We start from the raw sequence: 15241 nt of genomic DNA, 5'->3' as shown, positions 1-15241 counted from the left end.
CGATCCTCAACCGGATCGTGTCCAACGCCGAACTGGTCCAACTCGCCGGCCCGAACATGCGTCGCCACACCAAACTCGACGCCGCCGACTGAACACCACCGCGGGCGGGATCGCCGCTACCCGGTCGTCCCGCCCGCGCTACCGGTTCGCCACACACACGCTACCGAAAGACGCTGCTAAACAATGCAGGAAGAATCTACTGGACTCTAGGAGGCGGGTGAACTCCGCCGCCTTCTCGAAACGGCGAGTTTCCCCGGGCAGCGCCGCCCTCCATGGAAGGACTCCGTCATGACACCCGATATCGCCGGTCACCACGGCAGCTCGAGCATCTACGCTGAGCGCACCATCCACGCCACCCCGCAGGAGGTCTTCGCTCTCCTCGCCGACCCCGCCCGCCACCACCTGACCGAGCCCCGCGATTGGGTGCGCGGCAGCTTGGAGGAGCAGCCCGCACCGATCACCGAGGTGGGCCAGGTGTTCGGGATGGAGATGTTCAACACCCACCGGGGCGGCCGCTACGAGATGCACAACCGCGTCACCGTCCTCGAACCCGACCGCGCCATCGCATGGGCGCCCGGCCAGCGCACGGCCGACGGCGAGATCGCCGCCGGCGGCTGGTTCTGGCGCTACGACCTCGAGCCGGCGACGGACGGGACCCGCGTGCGCCTCACCTACGACTGGGCCGAGACCCCGCAGGAGACGATCGAGAAGATCGGCGGCATGCCCGCCGTCAGCGAGCGGTACCTCGGCAAGTCCCTCGCAGCCCTTGCCGCTGCCGTGGAGCCCGGCGAGAGCTGATCGCGGTCCCGGACGGGCCGCCAACCGAAGTCGGCACTCACTCCTTCGGGCGGGGCCCCTTCACCCATTCGACCCCGTCGAAGTGCGCCAGCCCCATGTCCTCGAAGGTGCGCAGCCAGCCGTGCATGGGCCAGAACGCCCAGCGGCGGTAGAAGGTGTGGGCGTTGACGAGGATCGCGTCGAGGTGCTCGATCGGCGGGGTGGAGACCGGGTGCCACTGGTGGTAGGCGTGCGCCCCGCCGACCCACACGAGCGGCACGTCGCAGGCCCGTAGATTCATCCCGAAGTCGGTGTCCTCGCCGCCGTAGTCGACGTAGTCCTCGCAGAACCCGCCGAACCGCTGCCGCAGCGCCCGCCACGTCCTCGCGGTGACGGCGAAGGATAGCGACCAGAACAGCTCGTACTCCTCGTCCGTCGCCCGCTGCAGCTCATCCTCCGGCGGGTTGGGCCGCGCGCCGTGCGGGCGCGTCCACTTCGCCAGCCGGTCGAGGTCGTAGGGCCGGTCGTCCGCCGCGAGGTAGGTCACCGGCCCGGCGAGCACGGCCTCCGGCAGCTGCTCCGCCGCCCGCGCGTATCCCGAGCATAATTCCGCCCCGGGCATGCAGTCCGCGTCGAGGAACACGACGAGCTCCGCCCCGTCGGCAACAGCGGCGTCGCCGGCGACGTTCCGGGCGCGCGCCAGGTTCACCGGGCCCGGCCCGGTGCGATCGATGACTTGGGAGCCGGGCACGGTGAACGGCTCTTCGCCGATGAGCACCGTATGGTGCGCGGCGCCGGGCATCCAGCGTCCCACCGCCTCGAGCTGGCGCAGCACGTGCCCCCGCCGCCCGGCCGAGGCCAGGGTCACCACATGGATCGCGTTCATCGTCCGACCTCCTCGATGATCCGGGCCGCACGCTGCGCCGCACCCGTACTGCCCCACTGCTCCCAGCGCGGCTCCAGCTCCCGCGCGCGCTCGATGAGTCCGGCCCACTCCTCGACGGCGGGCACCGACTCCGGCACCACCGCCAGGCCGGCTTCGCACAGCACCCGGGCGGTGGCCTCCTGCTCCCCGAACGGCCGGTCCTGGGGCACGACCACGGCGCGCGCGCCGAGCACGGCGAGGTCCGCGATCGAGTTCTGACCGGCGGCGGTGACGACCACCTCGGCGGCGGACAGCAGAGCGAAGGGGTCGTCGACCCACGCACCCGGCCCGATCACCGTGACCGGCACCGGGAGCGATTCCGCCACGGCATCCCAATACGCGGCCGGCTGATCCATCCCGCCGCCGCCGTGGACGATGACGACGCCGGTGCGCTCTCTATCCCCGGCGGGAGCGGGCACCCGGCCGGCGAACCGACTGATGCCGCCCACGGCGTGCACGCGCTCGGTCACCGGCTCCAGGTGCTCGGGCAGCTCCACCCAGTCGGGCCAGGCGGCGATGATCGCATCGGCTGCCCGGTACCCCACAGCGTGCGGGGCGTCGTCACGGATGCCGGGCATCGCCTGCACCGTCACCGGCACACCCATGGCGCGCACGAGCACCGCGACCTCGACGGAGACGTCGACGTGGAACCCCCGGGGCCGGTTATCCGCCACCCATCCGGCGATCATCGCCATCCGCTCGGCGAGCCCCGCGTGATGCGCCGGCGCCCAGTGGAAGGTCCCATGGGCGTTCAGCGCGGCGCCGCTCACCCCGGGGGCCGGGGCGTCCATCGGCAGCACGAGATCCGCACCCGGCGCCGAGGACAGGATCGTCGTGTCGTCGTCGAGCGCCGCGGCGATCTCCCGGCACCGTGTCAGGTGCCCGGTGCCGTGGTGGTGGGCGTAGAAGCCGATCATCGGACGGACTTCCGCGCGGAGCGCTGCTGAGCGGTGATGCGATCGATGCGGGAGCGGTGCGCGAGCCGCGGGTACTCGACGGCCGGGCGCGGTCCGGAAAGCGCCGGCCCGCCGTCGGCCAGGCGCGCAAACACCTCGAGGTAGCGCTCGATCATGATCCGCAGGTCGAACCGCTCGACGGCGATCTGCCGAGCCTCCGCACGCGACTGCCGGAGCGCTGCCCGCACCGCGCGGGCGAGGTCGTCCGGGTCGGACGGGCGGGAGATGTGGTCGGGGGTGTCGGCGAGCACCTCGGGCACTCCGCCGCGGCCGAATGCCGCCACCGGGGTGCCGCACGCCAGCGCCTCGATCGTCACCAGGCCGAACGGCTCGTCCCACTCCGGGGTGACGAGCGCGACGTCCGCCTGGCCCACCTCGCGGGCGAGCTCGTCCGGCGACAGGGTGCCGAGCCAGCGGATGTCGTCGCCGAGGCGCGGCCGGATCTCCTCCTCGACATAGGACGGCTGGGCGGCGCGGCCGATGAGGGTGAGCGGCAGGCCCAGGCGCCGGCACGTGTCGATCGCGTGGTGCGGGCCCTTCTCCCGGGTCAGCCGCCCGAACCAGACCGCGCCGCGCCCACCGGGGCCGAGCGGCCACCGGCCGGTGTCGACGCCGTTGTGGATCACCGGGGCCGGGGCGGGAAGCCGCCACTGGCCGGCGGTGAACGCGCTCACCGCGCTGAACGCCCCGGCATCCGGGCCCACCCGGTCGATCGCGGACTGGATGGACCGCTGCGGGGGCACGTGGAGGGTGGTGAGCATCGGCGCGCGCCGGCCGGGGTCGGCGAAGAGCAGCGCCGGGTGCGTGCTGTTGTTGTGGATGACGTCGTAGTCCGCGGTCTCCAGGTGAGCTCTCAGCTGGGCGAACGCATGCGCCTCGGACTCCCGGGCGCCCGGCGGGTACTCGTCGTCGCGCGCGTGCTGCTCGAACCCGGTCCAATCGACGCCGGGGAACTCGAGGGCAGTGCTGTGCCCGTTCGAGCCGCGTGCGGCGAACAGATCGACCTCGACCCCGGCGGCCGCCAGGCCTACGACGAGCCGGTCGACGAACACCTCGAGACCACCCCCGAACGGCGGGGCGATCGGCAGGCGCGACGGCCCCACGACCGCGACCCTCACGGCGTCGCCGTCCGGGGAGCGGGCACGCGCGCTGCCGCGGTCGCTGCAGTGCCGGGCGCCGGGGATCCCGGGCCGGCGGTCGGCACGGGCGCGGGCGTCGCTGCGCTGTCGGCAGGTTCCGAGGGTGCTGCGCCGGCGGGCACCTCGGCGGCGGGACGGCCGGTGTAGATCCGGTGGTGCGCGCGGACGATCTCCACGTACTCGCGCTCGCGGTCCCCGCCGTAGGGCAGCAGGCCGCCGGCGAGCGTGGTGAGAGCCGCCGCCGCCGCCGAGGCGCCCGCCCCGGTGGCATAGGACACGACCCCGCCCGGCCGGTCGGCCTGGTCCGCGTAGTAGCCGCAGTCGGGGGCGACGACGGTGACGGCGAGGTCGCGGCACATCTCGAGCCAGCCGGAGTGGGAGCCGCGGATGTAGGGCAGGACGACGGCGTCGTACTCCGCGACCGCGGCGAAGAGCGCGGCGTCGTCCATGCGTGGGTGGACGTGCAGGCCTTCGCCCCACGTCGTCGCGAGCGCGGTGACGAGCGGGTGCTGCGCGGCGTCCTCGTGGACGTGGACGTGGAGCTCGGCCCCGCCCGCCGCGAGGCCGCCGGCCAGCGCGCGGTGGTACTCCGGATCCGTGGCGGTGTTGTGGCGCATGCTCTTGAGGAACAGGCCCACCCGGTTCCCGGTCCGGCGCGCTGCGGCGGCCGCGACGACCCGGCGGGCGGTGCCCGGGTCGACGATGAACGGGTGGGGGATCACCTCGGCGGCGACACCCAGCCGGGCGGCGATGCGGGCGGCGGCAGCAGGAGTGAGCGTGATGACCGATTCCGCGGCGCGGATGAGGTCGGTGAGCCGCGCGTGGTGGTCGGCCTGCTCGGTGAGGTGCGGATTGTCGAGGTCGTGGACGGTGACGACGAGCCGGGTCGCGGTGGCCGCGCACTCGTCGACGAACTCGCGGATCCGCTCCGGCGAGCAGTGCTCGAAGCCGAAGTGGATGTGGACGAGGTCGACCGCCTCCGCATGCGCCCGCAACCACCCGGGTTCGAGCGCGGGGTGCGGGAACCAGGCCCCGGCGCGGGTGCCGGGAGGAGGTTCCGGGGCGAAGGCCGCGACGTCGGACCAGCGGGAGGCGGGGAGGACCGCGGCGACGTACGGGTGATCGGCGGGGATCGCCGCGACGGTGACGCGAGCCGCGCCGGCCTGCAGGGCGGGTGCAGCGGGTGACGTGCGCATGGTCCTCTCCTTCCGGTGAATCGGTGGTTCAAGGTCGCTCGATGATGCGCCCACTCCCTCGTTTCAAGGTCGATTGTCGCACCTCGGCCGCCCGGCGAACTCGGGACGACGAAGCGGCGCGGATAGGATGCAGGCGTGAGCATTTCCGGACGCACCCGCCACTACGCCGACTTCTACAGCCTCAACGCCGCTCTGACCAGGAGCGATGATCGACCGTTCGGCATCGTGGTGGGCAACTGCCAGGCGGAGTCGATCCGCGTGCTCCTGACAAGCACCCTTGCTATTGACACCATACGCGTTCCCCCGGCCTTCGAGTGGACCGCGGACGATATCCGACACGTCACGGAACTCCTGCCGCGCCTCGACGTGCTCGTCGTCCAGCCCATCCGCGACGACTACCGCGGTCTGCCCGCCGGCACCCGACAGCTCGAGGCGCAGCTCGCTCGCTCCGCGGTGAGCGTGCGGGTGCCCGCCCTGCGCTATGCCGGCCTGCACCCGTACCAGGTCATCGCCCGCGACCCGGTCGACCCCTCGCTCGACCCGCCCCTCGTGCCCTACCACGACCTCCGCACCATCGTCGCCGCCGCACAGGGGCTCGAGGTGCCCGTCGACCATGCCCTCACCGAGCAGGCGCTGCGCGACTCCGAGGAGGAGTCGCTCGACCAGCTGCGCCACCGCGAGGACCACCACGACACCATCCGGATGTCGGACGTGCTCGCCGCCCACCCGCACTGGCACACGATCAACCACCCCGACAACGCCACCCTCACCGCGCTCGCCGCCCGGGTGTGCGAGCGGCTGGGGATCGATTCCCCGGTGGGGGATCCGGGCCGTGAGCTGCTCGGCGCGGTCGAGGCGCCGGTCGACCCGGAGCACGCGCGGGTGCTCGACGCGGTCCTGCGCCCGGATGCCTCCGCCGGTGAGTGGCGGCTGTCCGGCACCCCGCCGACCACGCTCACCGAGGCCGAGGTGGCCCGCGCCCACCTCGAGTTCTACGCCTCCCGGCCCGGCCTCGTGGACAACGCGCTCGTCCGCCACCGCGACCGGCTCGAGCTCCTCGGGTTCCGGCTGTGAGCACGGGTTCGGGCGAGGGCCCGGGTAGAGGCGCGAGCGGATCCACCGGGGGCGCGGCAGTCTCCGCGCGGCCCATCGTGTGCCATGTGATCGTCGGCCCGCCCCACCACGGGGTCACGCGGTACGGGCTCGCGCTCGTCGACGCCTGCACATCCTCGCCCGGCGGTTTCACCCACCGGCTCGTGCACCTCGGCGACCGGGAGGACCTGACGCCGCCTTCGTCGGTCGAGGCGGACATCATCCACGTGACCTTCACCGACCACCTGTTCGGGTCCGACCCCGAGGCCGCGGCGCGAGCCGTCGCCAGACTCGTCGCCGAGGCGCGGCGTCCGGGCCCTGTCGCAGGGCTGCTCTACGATCCGGCCGACGGCGGCGCCCCGGCAGGTGAGGCCGCGCAGGCTGTGAGCGGGACGGGTGAGGAGAGCCGCCGGGCCGGCGAGACCGAGGGGCGGATCGGTGAGGCGGGGGACCGGCCGCGGCTCACGGTCTCAGTCCACGACGTGCCCCAGCCCGCCGAGGGCGAGGAGCGGTACGCCCGCCGGGCACGCGGGTACGCCGCGCTCGCCGAGCAGGCCGATGCGGTCGTGGTGAACTCCGCGCACGAGGCCGCGTTCTTCGACAGCGACGCCTCCGTCATCCCCCTGCCGATCGAGGATCCGCGCCCGCAGCCGCCGGCCACGGCAGGCCGCGAGGACGGCACCAGGCAGGTCGATGGGGCGGGAGATTCGGCGGGAGACGCGGCGGTTCCGATGGTCGGGCTCCTCGGCTTCGTCTACCCGGGTAAGGGGTACGAGCGCGTCATCGAGGCGGCGCCCGCGGGCGTCCTCGTGCGGGCACTCGGCGCGGTCGCCACCGGGCACGACGACTACGCCGCGCAGCTGAGCGCGCTCGCTGCTGAGCGCGGGGTCGACTTCGAGGTCACCGGATATGTCCCGGACAGCGCCCTCGCGGCAGAGCTCGATGCGGTCACGGTGCCCGTGTGCCCACACCGGCACGTGTCCGCCTCGGGTTCGCTCAACACGTGGATCGCCCACAACCGGCGGGTCGTCGTCGCCGACGGCCCCTACATGCGCGAGGTCGCCGAGCGCTGGTCGGAGCGCGTGGTGCTCGCGGGAGAGCGTGGCCCCGGGCAGGGTGCTGCGGTTGTCCATGACGCCCCGGGGGGCGCCTCGGGTGGGGATGTTCCGGACCTTGCCACGGCGATCGAGTCCATGCTCGCCGATCCCGCAAGCGCTTGGTGCGCCGAGCCACCGCCGGCCTGGGGGTGGCCCGAACTCGCCGCCGCGTACACGCGGCTATGGAGCGAGCTGACATGAACGAGGATCTGCTGTGAGCGAGGCTCCGCTGTGAGCAAGGACCAGCCCCTGGTCTCGGTGGTCATCCCCTACTACGAGAACCCGAGTGGGCTCGCCCAGGTGCTCGACGGCATCGCCGCCCAGACCTATTCCGGGGAGATCGAGGTCATCGTCGCCGACGACGGATCTCAGACCCCGCCCGAGGTGCCCGCCCACGTCCGCGTGGTCCGTCAGGAAGACCGCGGATTCCGAGCGGCGGCGGCGCGGAACCTCGGGGCGGCCGAGGCCTCGGGAGTGGTGCTCGCCTTCCTCGACGGCGACACCATCCCCGAACCCGGCTACCTCGACGCCGTCGTCGCACGGCTCCGGGCCGAACCCAGGGTGCTCGTCGTCGGCAGCCGCCGGCACCTCGTCACCGGGGAGGACGGTGCGGTGCGCGACCTCGGGGAGCCCGCGTGGCTGCGGGACGCGTGGGGGTACACCGATGACCTGCGGGCGGTCGACGACACCGGGTTCCGGTTCGTCATCTCCGCCGTGCTGTCGTGCACCCGCGCGGTGTTCGAGCAGGTGGGCGGCTTCGACGGCTCGCTCGTGGGCTACGGCGGCGAGGACTGGGAATTCGGCTGGCAGGCGTGGCTGGCCGGGATCGACCTGAGGCACGAACCGGCGGCGCAGGCGGTGCACCTCGGCGCGGACTGGGGTGGCCGCGGCGAGGACCGAGCGGCGGCCATCGCGGAGAAGAACCGGGAGAGCATGGCACTCGCCTCCCGGATCACTCACCCGATCATGCGCCCGCCCGGGGTCGTCAACGCGGTGCCCGACATCCGGGTGCGCTGGGCGGGGGAGACCGACCCCGGTGTCGTCGTGCCCGTGGTGGCAGGGCTGCTGGCCGCGGGTGATGTCCACGTCGAGCTCGACGCGGTGCCCGCGGTGTTCGCCGCGGACCCGCGGGTGCGTCAGGCGGATGACCTGAACTCGGCCGGGAGCGGCAGGGTCCGGCCCCGGTTCGATGTCGAGCTGCTCCGCGCATGCCGGATCCCCGCCGACGGACTCCAGACGGTGTGCGAGGAGGTGTCGGACCTCGGCGGGTGCGCCGAGGTGCTCGGTACCGAGGGAGAAGCGCTGCTCCGCATCACTCCTCGGCGAGCACTCGCCCGAGGCGAGCATCAGGTGACGAGGCTCGACCGGGAATGGCCGGTGCTCACTACTCCGCTCCGCCTCGAGGACGAGTTCCGGGAGGCGGGTACTCGGTTCGCGGAGTGACGTGACTGTTGTCGGTGAACTCGATCAGACGTACAATTATCTGTACAGGGGGTTGCGATGAAGACGATGAGCTACACAGATTCACGGGCCAATTATGCGAAAGTGCTCGACGATGTCACCAATGATCGGGAGGCGGTCGTCATCACGCGCGCCGGCCATGAGCCGGTCGTCATTGTTTCCTTGGCGGATTACGAATCGCTTCGCGAAACCGCCTATCTCATGCGATCGCCGGCCAACGCCCGTCGACTGCTGGATGCAATGGAACGACTTGAAGCCGATCGCGGGCAGGCGCACGAACTCATCGAGACCGACTGAAGCATGCTTCTGGTGTGGGATGAAGGTGCATGGGAGGACTACCTGTGGTGGCAGGCACAGGACCGAAAGGTACTCAAACGCATCAATCGCCTGATCAAGGAGATCGAGCGCAACGGCAACGAGGGGATCGGTAAACCGGAACCCCTCAAACACGATTTCGCAGGATACTGGTCCCGGCGCATCACCGATGAGCATCGACTCGTCTACAAACTCGCTCGCGATGAGATCCGCATCGCAGCCTGTCGATATCACTACGGATAAGCGCGACGAACGCAATCGACCTGGCTGCCGCCGCTATCAACCGCAACGCGCCCGGCCGAACCCTACCGATTGATCGGCGGGCGCGGTGCCCAGCTGAAGTCGCGGTCGAACAGGTAGCGCGCCTCGGTGTCGGATTCGATGACGATGTCCACCCGGTCGCCGGTGAGCGCGATCCGGCCGTCGGGCCGCTCCTCCCACGTGAGGTCGAAACCCGCGACGTAGTCGTTGCGGCCCAGTGGCTGGCTGCCCTCGCGGATCCGGTCGAGCGAGAGCGTCACTGTGTCGCCGTCGAGGCGATACGTCCCGCCCTGGAAGTCGCCGTTCGCATAGCGGATGCCCACCCGGCCGCGGCCGTCGTGGTAGTCCCACTGGCCGAACGCCACCTGCTGCCAGCGGTCGTCCTCGGCGAGCTGCGCGGCCGGTTCCCGTGCGTCCTCGACCACCCGATACACCCCGGGCAGCGGGCCGTCGACCCGGGAGATCCCCTGCGCCGACCACACGAGCACCGCACCGGACCCAGCGACCGCGACGACGGCGACGATCGCGCCGAGCCAGCGGGTGAAACGGGCGAGGCGCGGCCACGGGATGGGCGTGGGGAGCAGCGCCGGCCCGGTCGCGCGCCCAGCGACGAAGCGCAGCAGCCGGGGCAGGAACGGCAGCAGGATGATGATCCCGACCACGCCCAAGACCCCGGCGAGCTGCTTGACCGGGACGTCGTAGGCCATGTTGAGGAGGAACACGACGGCCATGTCCGCGACCGCGAGCAGCGCCCCCAGCCACACGGTCCGCCGGAACAGGAGGAGGGCGGCGGCGAGCACCTCGGCGACCCCGGCCAGGCACTGGACCACCGGCGAGTACGCCATGAACCGCCACAGCAGGCCCATCGGGCTCATCTCGCCGAACTGGGTCAGCGCGTCCCCGTGGTCGGGGAGCCCCATCTGCATGAGCACGACCTTCGACCAGCCGTAGACCAGGAGCATCGCGGCGAGCCCCATGCGCAGCACCCAGTGGAGCATCCACGCGAGGGTGACGAGGATGTTCTGCCGGCGGGTCCGGCGCTGCGCGTCGAGCTTCTCGATCGGGTCGCGCAGCTCGGCGGTCGGTGGTTCGGACGCGGGGCCGTCCGTGCTCATCTCAGCTCCAGATGTCGTCGCCGCGGCTCACCGCGTCGAAGCCGCTGTCGACGAACACGACCTGGCCGGTCATGCGGGCGTTGCCGGGGGAGACGAGGAACGCGTGCACCTCGGCGATGTCCACGGCCTCGGCCGGACCGCCGTAGGGGCTGGGCATCGCGGCCTCGACCATCTTCCGACCCTCCTCGGTGGAGAGCAGCTCCGCGGTCATCGCGGTGCGGACCTGGCCGGGGCCCACGGCGTTGATCCCGATCCCGGCGCCGGCGTAGTCCGCCGTCGGGGCGACGCGGCGCACCCAGCGGGAGATCGCGCGCTTCGAGCTCGAGTAGTTCGCATAGCCCGCCTGGCTCTGCGCGGCGAGCGCCTTCCCGCGCTCCACCGCCGCATCACGGTCGCCGGCGAGCAGGAGGTCGACGAGCTCGGGGTCGTTGCCCTGCAGGGTCGCCGCCGAGCTCGTCACGGAGATCCGCGGGGCCTCGGACTTCGCGAGCAGCGGGCGCAGGCCCTCGATGAGCGCAACGGTGCCGAAGTAGTTGACGAGCAGCGAGAGCTCGTTGTTCGCCGACACCCCGGCGTTGGCGACGAGCCCGTCGAGGGTGCCGCCGGTGCGCTCGGTGATCTGCTCGACGACCTGCGCGATCGCGGCGTCGTCGGTGAGATCGGCGGTGATGTCCGCATCCCGGAGGTCGACGGTGATGACGGTGTCACCGCGGGAGGCGAGGAGTTCGGCGGTGGCCTTGCCGATGCCCGAGGCGGCTCCGGTGACGACGATGTTGCGGGACATGGGTCCTCCTGGTGAGCGTGGGAAGCGGCGGATCCGGGCGGGCCGACCGAGGGCCGGCCCGGGGTCGCCGGGCTGTCGGATCCACCGTAACCCTCCGGCCCGCTACGACCCGATAGGTGAATATCGTGATGTCGCTAGATGCGCGGATACTCCGGTGAGAAGGTGCCCGGGCCGCGCCCACCTCGCGGCCGGCCCCGGGTCAACCCGCCATCGGCCCGCGCCCACCTCGCCATCGGCCCGGGGTCAACCCGCCGCGGAGCCGGGCCGAGCCGCCCCGTCCCCTATAATGAGAACCGCACGTGCCGGTCCTCGCCGCTCACCGGCGAGGACGGCGACCGCGACGGAAGGCGAGACGATGAAGAGCCCGATCTCCGACTACCTCACCGAGATCATCACCGATGCCCGCTCCGCGACCGGCGGGGAGGTCGCCGACTACATCCCCGTGCTCTCCGAGGTCGACCGGGAGCTGCTCGGCGCAGCACTCTGCACGGCGTCCGGCGACCTCTACAGCGTGGGCGATGACGAGCACGCGTTCTCGATCCAGTCGATCTCCAAGCCCTTCGCCTACGCCGTCGCCCTCGAGGAGCGCGGGCCCGAGGTCGTCGACGCCCGGGTGGGGATGGAGCCCTCGGGCGAGGCGTTCAACGACATCTCGCTCGACGAGGAGACCGGCCGGCCGGACAACCCGATGATCAACGTCGGCGCGATCGCCGTCACCCAGCTCATCGGTGGACGGTCCGCGAGCGTCGACTCGCGGGTGGGCCTGCTCCTCGACCGGTTCTCCGCGCTCGCCGGGCGGCAGCTGAGCATCGACGAGCGGGTCGCGGAGTCCGAGCTCGCCCACTCCGATTACAGCATGGCGATGGCCTACATGCTCCGCGACACCGGCGTGGTGACCGACACCGCCGAGCACGCGGTGACGAGCTACATCCGCCAGTGCGCGGTGCTCGTCACCGTCCGTGATCTGGCCGTCATGGCCGCGACCCTGGCCAACGGCGGCATCCAGCCGATCACCGGACAGCGGGTGTTCTCACAGGCGGTGTGCCGGCAGGTGCAGGCGGTGATGGCCTCGGCGGGGATGTACAACGCCGCGGGCCGCTGGATGACGACCGTCGGGATCCCTGCCAAATCCGGTGTCGCCGGCGGCCTGCTCGGCACCCTGCCCGGCCGGCTGGGCCTGGCGACCTTCTCCCCGCCGCTCGACCCGCAGGGCAACAGCGTGCGCGGGGTGAAGATCTTCCAGCGCCTGTCCGAGGACATGGGGATGCACCTCATGGGCGCGGAGCCGACGGGCGACACCGCCGTGCGCGAGGTCGAGGTCACCGATGCCGCGACGACCATCGCCCTCCAGGGACCCCTCGATTTCAACGGCGGGGAGGCCTTCCTCCGCGCGGCGGTCGACTGCGCCGTGCCCTCCGGCACCGTCGTCGTCGACCTGGCACGGGTGGGGCGGGTGCACGATGTGGGCCGACGCATGATCCTCGAGGGGATGCGCCGGCTGCGCGGCGACGGGCACCGGGTGATGCTCCGCGATCCGGAGGGCCGGTTGCCGGGCCCCGACCTCGGCGACGGGACCCGGCCGGAGACCCCCGACCCGGTGGCCTGACCCGGCCGCGTGACCCGGCTGGGTGACCCGGTGGGCGCCTCGGGATCGGCCGGCTCGCGCGGTGCCCGGCCGGCTCGGTCACCGGCCCCTTCCGGGCAAGCCCCGTCGACCCGGCGGGCACCTCGGGAGCGCCCGCGTCCCACGATGTGCCCGGCTTTCCGCGTGACCCGCATCACTGCATACGATGGGGACGAATGCACTCGACGAGGAGGAACCCCGTGAAACAGATCAATGAAGTCGTCACGCTGAGCATCGAGGACGGGATCGCCGTCCTCACCCTGGATTCGCCCCCGGTCAACGCCCTGTCCGCCGCCGTGCGCGCCGGACTGCAGCAGGGATTCACCGCGGCCATCGACGACGACGCCGTGCAGGCGATCGTCCTCATCTGCGCCGGCCGGACATTCATCGCCGGCGCCGACATCTCCGAGTTCGGCGGCGACAAGACCGAGCAGACCGGTCCCGACGAGCGCGAGATCATGGACAACTCGCCCAAGCCGATCGTCGCCGCGATCCACGGCACCGCACTCGGCGGCGGCCTCGAGACCGCGCTCTGCGCCCACTACCGGGTCGCCGCGCAGTCCGCGAAGGTCGGCCTGCCCGAGGTGCACCTCGGCCTGCTGCCCGGAGCCGGCGGCACCCAGCGCCTGCCGCGCCTCACCGGCGCCGAGGTGGCTCTCGACTGGATGATCACCGGGCGTCACGTGCCCGTGGCCGAGGCCGCGGAGTACGGGGTCGTCGACGAGGTCGTCCCGGACGAGTCCCTGCGCGAGGACGCGATCGCGTTCGCCCGCCGGGTGGTGGCCGAGGGCGGCGAGCTGCGCCGCGTGCGCGACCGCGACGACAAGGTCGCCGCCGACCGCGACAAGCCGGAGCTGTTCGCCGACTTCCGGAAGAAGCACGCCCGGAAGTTCCGCGGCTTCAAGGCGCCCGAGGCGATCGTGCAGTGCGTCGAGGCGGCGGTGAACCTCCCCTACGACGAAGGCCGCGAGGTCGAGAAGAGGCTGTTCGCCGAACTCGTCAGCAGCCCGGAGTCCGCCGCCCAGCGCTACTACTTCTTCGCCGAGCGCGCCGCGGCCAAGGTGCCCGACGTCCCGCGCGACACCCCGCGCATCCCCGTCGAGTCCGTCGGCATCATCGGTGCGGGCACGATGGGCGGCGGCATCGCGATGAACTTCGCCAACGCCGGCATCCCGGTGACCATCGTCGAGCAGCAGCCCGAGGCGCTCGAGCGCGGGCTCGGTGTGATCCGCAAGAACTACGAGCGCACCGCCTCGAAGGGCCGCATCACCTCAGCCCAGGTCGAGGAGCGGATGGGACTCATCACCGGGTCGCTCACCAAGGACGACCTCGCCTCCGTCGACCTCGTCATCGAGGCGGTGTTCGAGCTCATGGACGTGAAGAAGAGCATCTTCACCGAGCTCGACGAGATCTGCAAGCCCGGCGCGATCCTGGCGACGAACACCTCCGGCCTCGACATCGACGAGATCGCCGCGGTGACCGAGCGCCCCGAGGCCGTCATCGGCATGCACTTCTTCTCCCCGGCCAACGTCATGAAGCTCCTCGAGGTCGTCCGCGCCGACCACACCTCGAAGGAGGTCATCGCCACGGTGATGGCGCTGGCGAAGAAGATCGGCAAGATCCCGGCACTCGTCGGCGTGTGCCCCGGGTTCGTCGGCAACCGGATCCTCTACGCGCGCCGCCGCGAGTCCGAGCGCCTGCTCATGGAGGGCGCGATGCCCTGGGACATCGACACCGCGGTCACGAACTTCGGACTGCCGATGGGGCCCTACCAGATGAGCGACCTCGCCGGCCTGGATATCGGCTGGCGCAAGGAAGAATCCGCCGGGCGCACCGTCCGCGAGGTGCTCTGCGAGATGGACCGGCGCGGGCAGAAGACCGGTGCCGGGTACTACGACTACGACGAGAACCGGAAGGCCACACCGTCCCCGGTGGCGGCGAAGATCATCGAGGACTTCCGGGCCAAGGAGGGTGTGGCGCCGCGCGAGATCTCCGAGGAGGAGATCTTCGAGCGCTGCACCCTGCCGATGATCAACGAGGGCCTGCACATCCTCGAGGAGGGCAAGGCGGTGCGCGCCTCCGACATCGACGTCATCTACGTCAACGGCTACGGCTGGCCGGTCTACCGGGGCGGCCCGATGTTCTACGCCGACCAGCTCGGTGCCGAGCACGTGCTCGAGCGGCTGCGCTTCTACGAGGAGAAGTACGGTTCCGACTTCACCCCCTCGCCGCTGCTCGAGAAGGTCGTCGCCGAGGGCGGACGCATCTCCGAGCTGTGAGGACCTCCGCGCGGTGAGCCGCATGCCGAGGAGCCGGCCGGCTCCGTCGTGAGCACCGGCCGGTTCCGCGGTGAGGTGCCGGTGATGTGCGAGGGCCCGGGGAAGGATCTCCTTCCCCGGGCCCTCGGCTATCCCTCGCTACCGGACTATCGGGTGGAGGCTAGATTCGTCGATATTGTCCTGAGCTCGGTTCCGGGCAGTGCAGTCGAGCCGGAGCCGG

The 15241-nt window shown here is 71.7% G+C and carries 14 protein-coding genes; 8 read left to right on the top strand and 6 right to left on the bottom strand.

From position 1 onward, the window contains the following. The first annotated feature begins 288 nt into the window (after nt 1-288). Entirely contained in the window at nt 289-798 is a 510-nt protein-coding gene (locus tag AB0I45_RS12085) for an SRPBCC family protein (protein ID WP_345031423.1), read from the top strand. Between the two features lie 37 nt (nt 799-835). Here AB0I45_RS12085 and AB0I45_RS12080 read toward each other — a convergent pair whose 3' ends face one another. The 4 genes from AB0I45_RS12080 to AB0I45_RS12065 are packed head-to-tail and all read right to left on the bottom strand — an operon-like array spanning nt 836 to nt 4993. After that, nucleotides 836-1663, bottom strand: coding sequence for a glycosyltransferase family 2 protein (locus AB0I45_RS12080; RefSeq protein WP_345031425.1), 828 nt, complete (start codon nt 1661-1663; stop codon nt 836-838). Further along, nucleotides 1660-2619, bottom strand: coding sequence for a glycosyltransferase (locus tag AB0I45_RS12075; protein ID WP_345031427.1), 960 nt, complete (start codon nt 2617-2619; stop codon nt 1660-1662). The genes AB0I45_RS12080 and AB0I45_RS12075 overlap by 4 nt, the downstream gene beginning before the upstream one ends. After that, nucleotides 2616-3761: a glycosyltransferase gene (locus tag AB0I45_RS12070; RefSeq protein ID WP_360318467.1), complete on the bottom strand. Its 1146-nt coding sequence runs from the start codon at nt 3759-3761 to the stop codon at nt 2616-2618. The genes AB0I45_RS12075 and AB0I45_RS12070 overlap by 4 nt, the downstream gene beginning before the upstream one ends. Before the next feature lie 11 nt (nt 3762-3772). Continuing rightward, nucleotides 3773-4993 carry a hypothetical protein gene (locus tag AB0I45_RS12065; protein ID WP_345031431.1) on the bottom strand — a complete coding sequence of 407 codons (1221 nt, stop codon included), beginning with the start codon at nt 4991-4993 and terminating at the stop codon, nt 3773-3775. 135 nt (nt 4994-5128) lie between these two features. On the opposite strand from AB0I45_RS12065, the gene AB0I45_RS12060 reads away from it, so the two are divergent. The 5 genes from AB0I45_RS12060 to AB0I45_RS12040 all read left to right on the top strand — a co-directional run bounded on the left by AB0I45_RS12060 (nt 5129) and on the right by AB0I45_RS12040 (nt 9201). Beyond that, nucleotides 5129-6067, top strand: coding sequence for a WcbI family polysaccharide biosynthesis putative acetyltransferase (locus AB0I45_RS12060; protein ID WP_345031433.1), 939 nt, complete (start codon nt 5129-5131; stop codon nt 6065-6067). Between the two features lie 86 nt (nt 6068-6153). Beyond that, nucleotides 6154-7383, top strand: coding sequence for a hypothetical protein (locus AB0I45_RS12055; protein WP_345031435.1), 1230 nt, complete (start codon nt 6154-6156; stop codon nt 7381-7383). A gap of 30 nt (nt 7384-7413) precedes the next feature. Next, a complete protein-coding gene (locus AB0I45_RS12050; protein WP_345031437.1) occupies nt 7414-8625 on the top strand; it encodes a glycosyltransferase in 1212 nt (403 codons plus the stop codon). Nucleotides 8626-8682: 57 nt separating this feature from the next. Further along, nucleotides 8683-8940: a type II toxin-antitoxin system prevent-host-death family antitoxin gene (locus AB0I45_RS12045; RefSeq protein ID WP_137318439.1), complete on the top strand. Its 258-nt coding sequence runs from the start codon at nt 8683-8685 to the stop codon at nt 8938-8940. 3 nt (nt 8941-8943) lie between these two features. After that, nucleotides 8944-9201 (top strand): Txe/YoeB family addiction module toxin, encoded by a 258-nt coding sequence (locus AB0I45_RS12040; protein ID WP_101652830.1) that lies wholly within the window; start codon nt 8944-8946, stop codon nt 9199-9201. Between the two features lie 62 nt (nt 9202-9263). Here AB0I45_RS12040 and AB0I45_RS12035 read toward each other — a convergent pair whose 3' ends face one another. Together AB0I45_RS12035 and AB0I45_RS12030 are read right to left on the bottom strand one after the other, a co-directional pair. Beyond that, nucleotides 9264-10334, bottom strand: a complete 1071-nt coding sequence (locus tag AB0I45_RS12035; protein WP_345031440.1) for a DoxX family protein — start codon at nt 10332-10334, stop codon at nt 9264-9266. 1 nt (nt 10335) lies between these two features. Next, nucleotides 10336-11118 (bottom strand): SDR family oxidoreductase, encoded by a 783-nt coding sequence (locus AB0I45_RS12030; protein ID WP_345031442.1) that lies wholly within the window; start codon nt 11116-11118, stop codon nt 10336-10338. Nucleotides 11119-11473: 355 nt separating this feature from the next. On the opposite strand from AB0I45_RS12030, the gene AB0I45_RS12025 reads away from it, so the two are divergent. Both AB0I45_RS12025 and AB0I45_RS12020 read left to right on the top strand, forming a co-directional pair. Next, nucleotides 11474-12724, top strand: a complete 1251-nt coding sequence (locus tag AB0I45_RS12025) for a glutaminase (RefSeq protein ID WP_137318436.1) — start codon at nt 11474-11476, stop codon at nt 12722-12724. Between the two features lie 218 nt (nt 12725-12942). Beyond that, complete coding sequence (locus AB0I45_RS12020) at nt 12943-15021, top strand: 3-hydroxyacyl-CoA dehydrogenase NAD-binding domain-containing protein (RefSeq protein ID WP_345031444.1); 2079 nt, start codon at nt 12943-12945, stop codon at nt 15019-15021. Nucleotides 15022-15241 lie beyond the last annotated feature (220 nt).

Source organism: Brevibacterium sp. NPDC049920 (genome assembly GCF_040656435.1).
GTDB classification, from domain to species: domain Bacteria; phylum Actinomycetota; class Actinomycetes; order Actinomycetales; family Brevibacteriaceae; genus Brevibacterium; species Brevibacterium pityocampae.
This window is presented reverse-complemented; position numbering and strand designations above follow the sequence as displayed.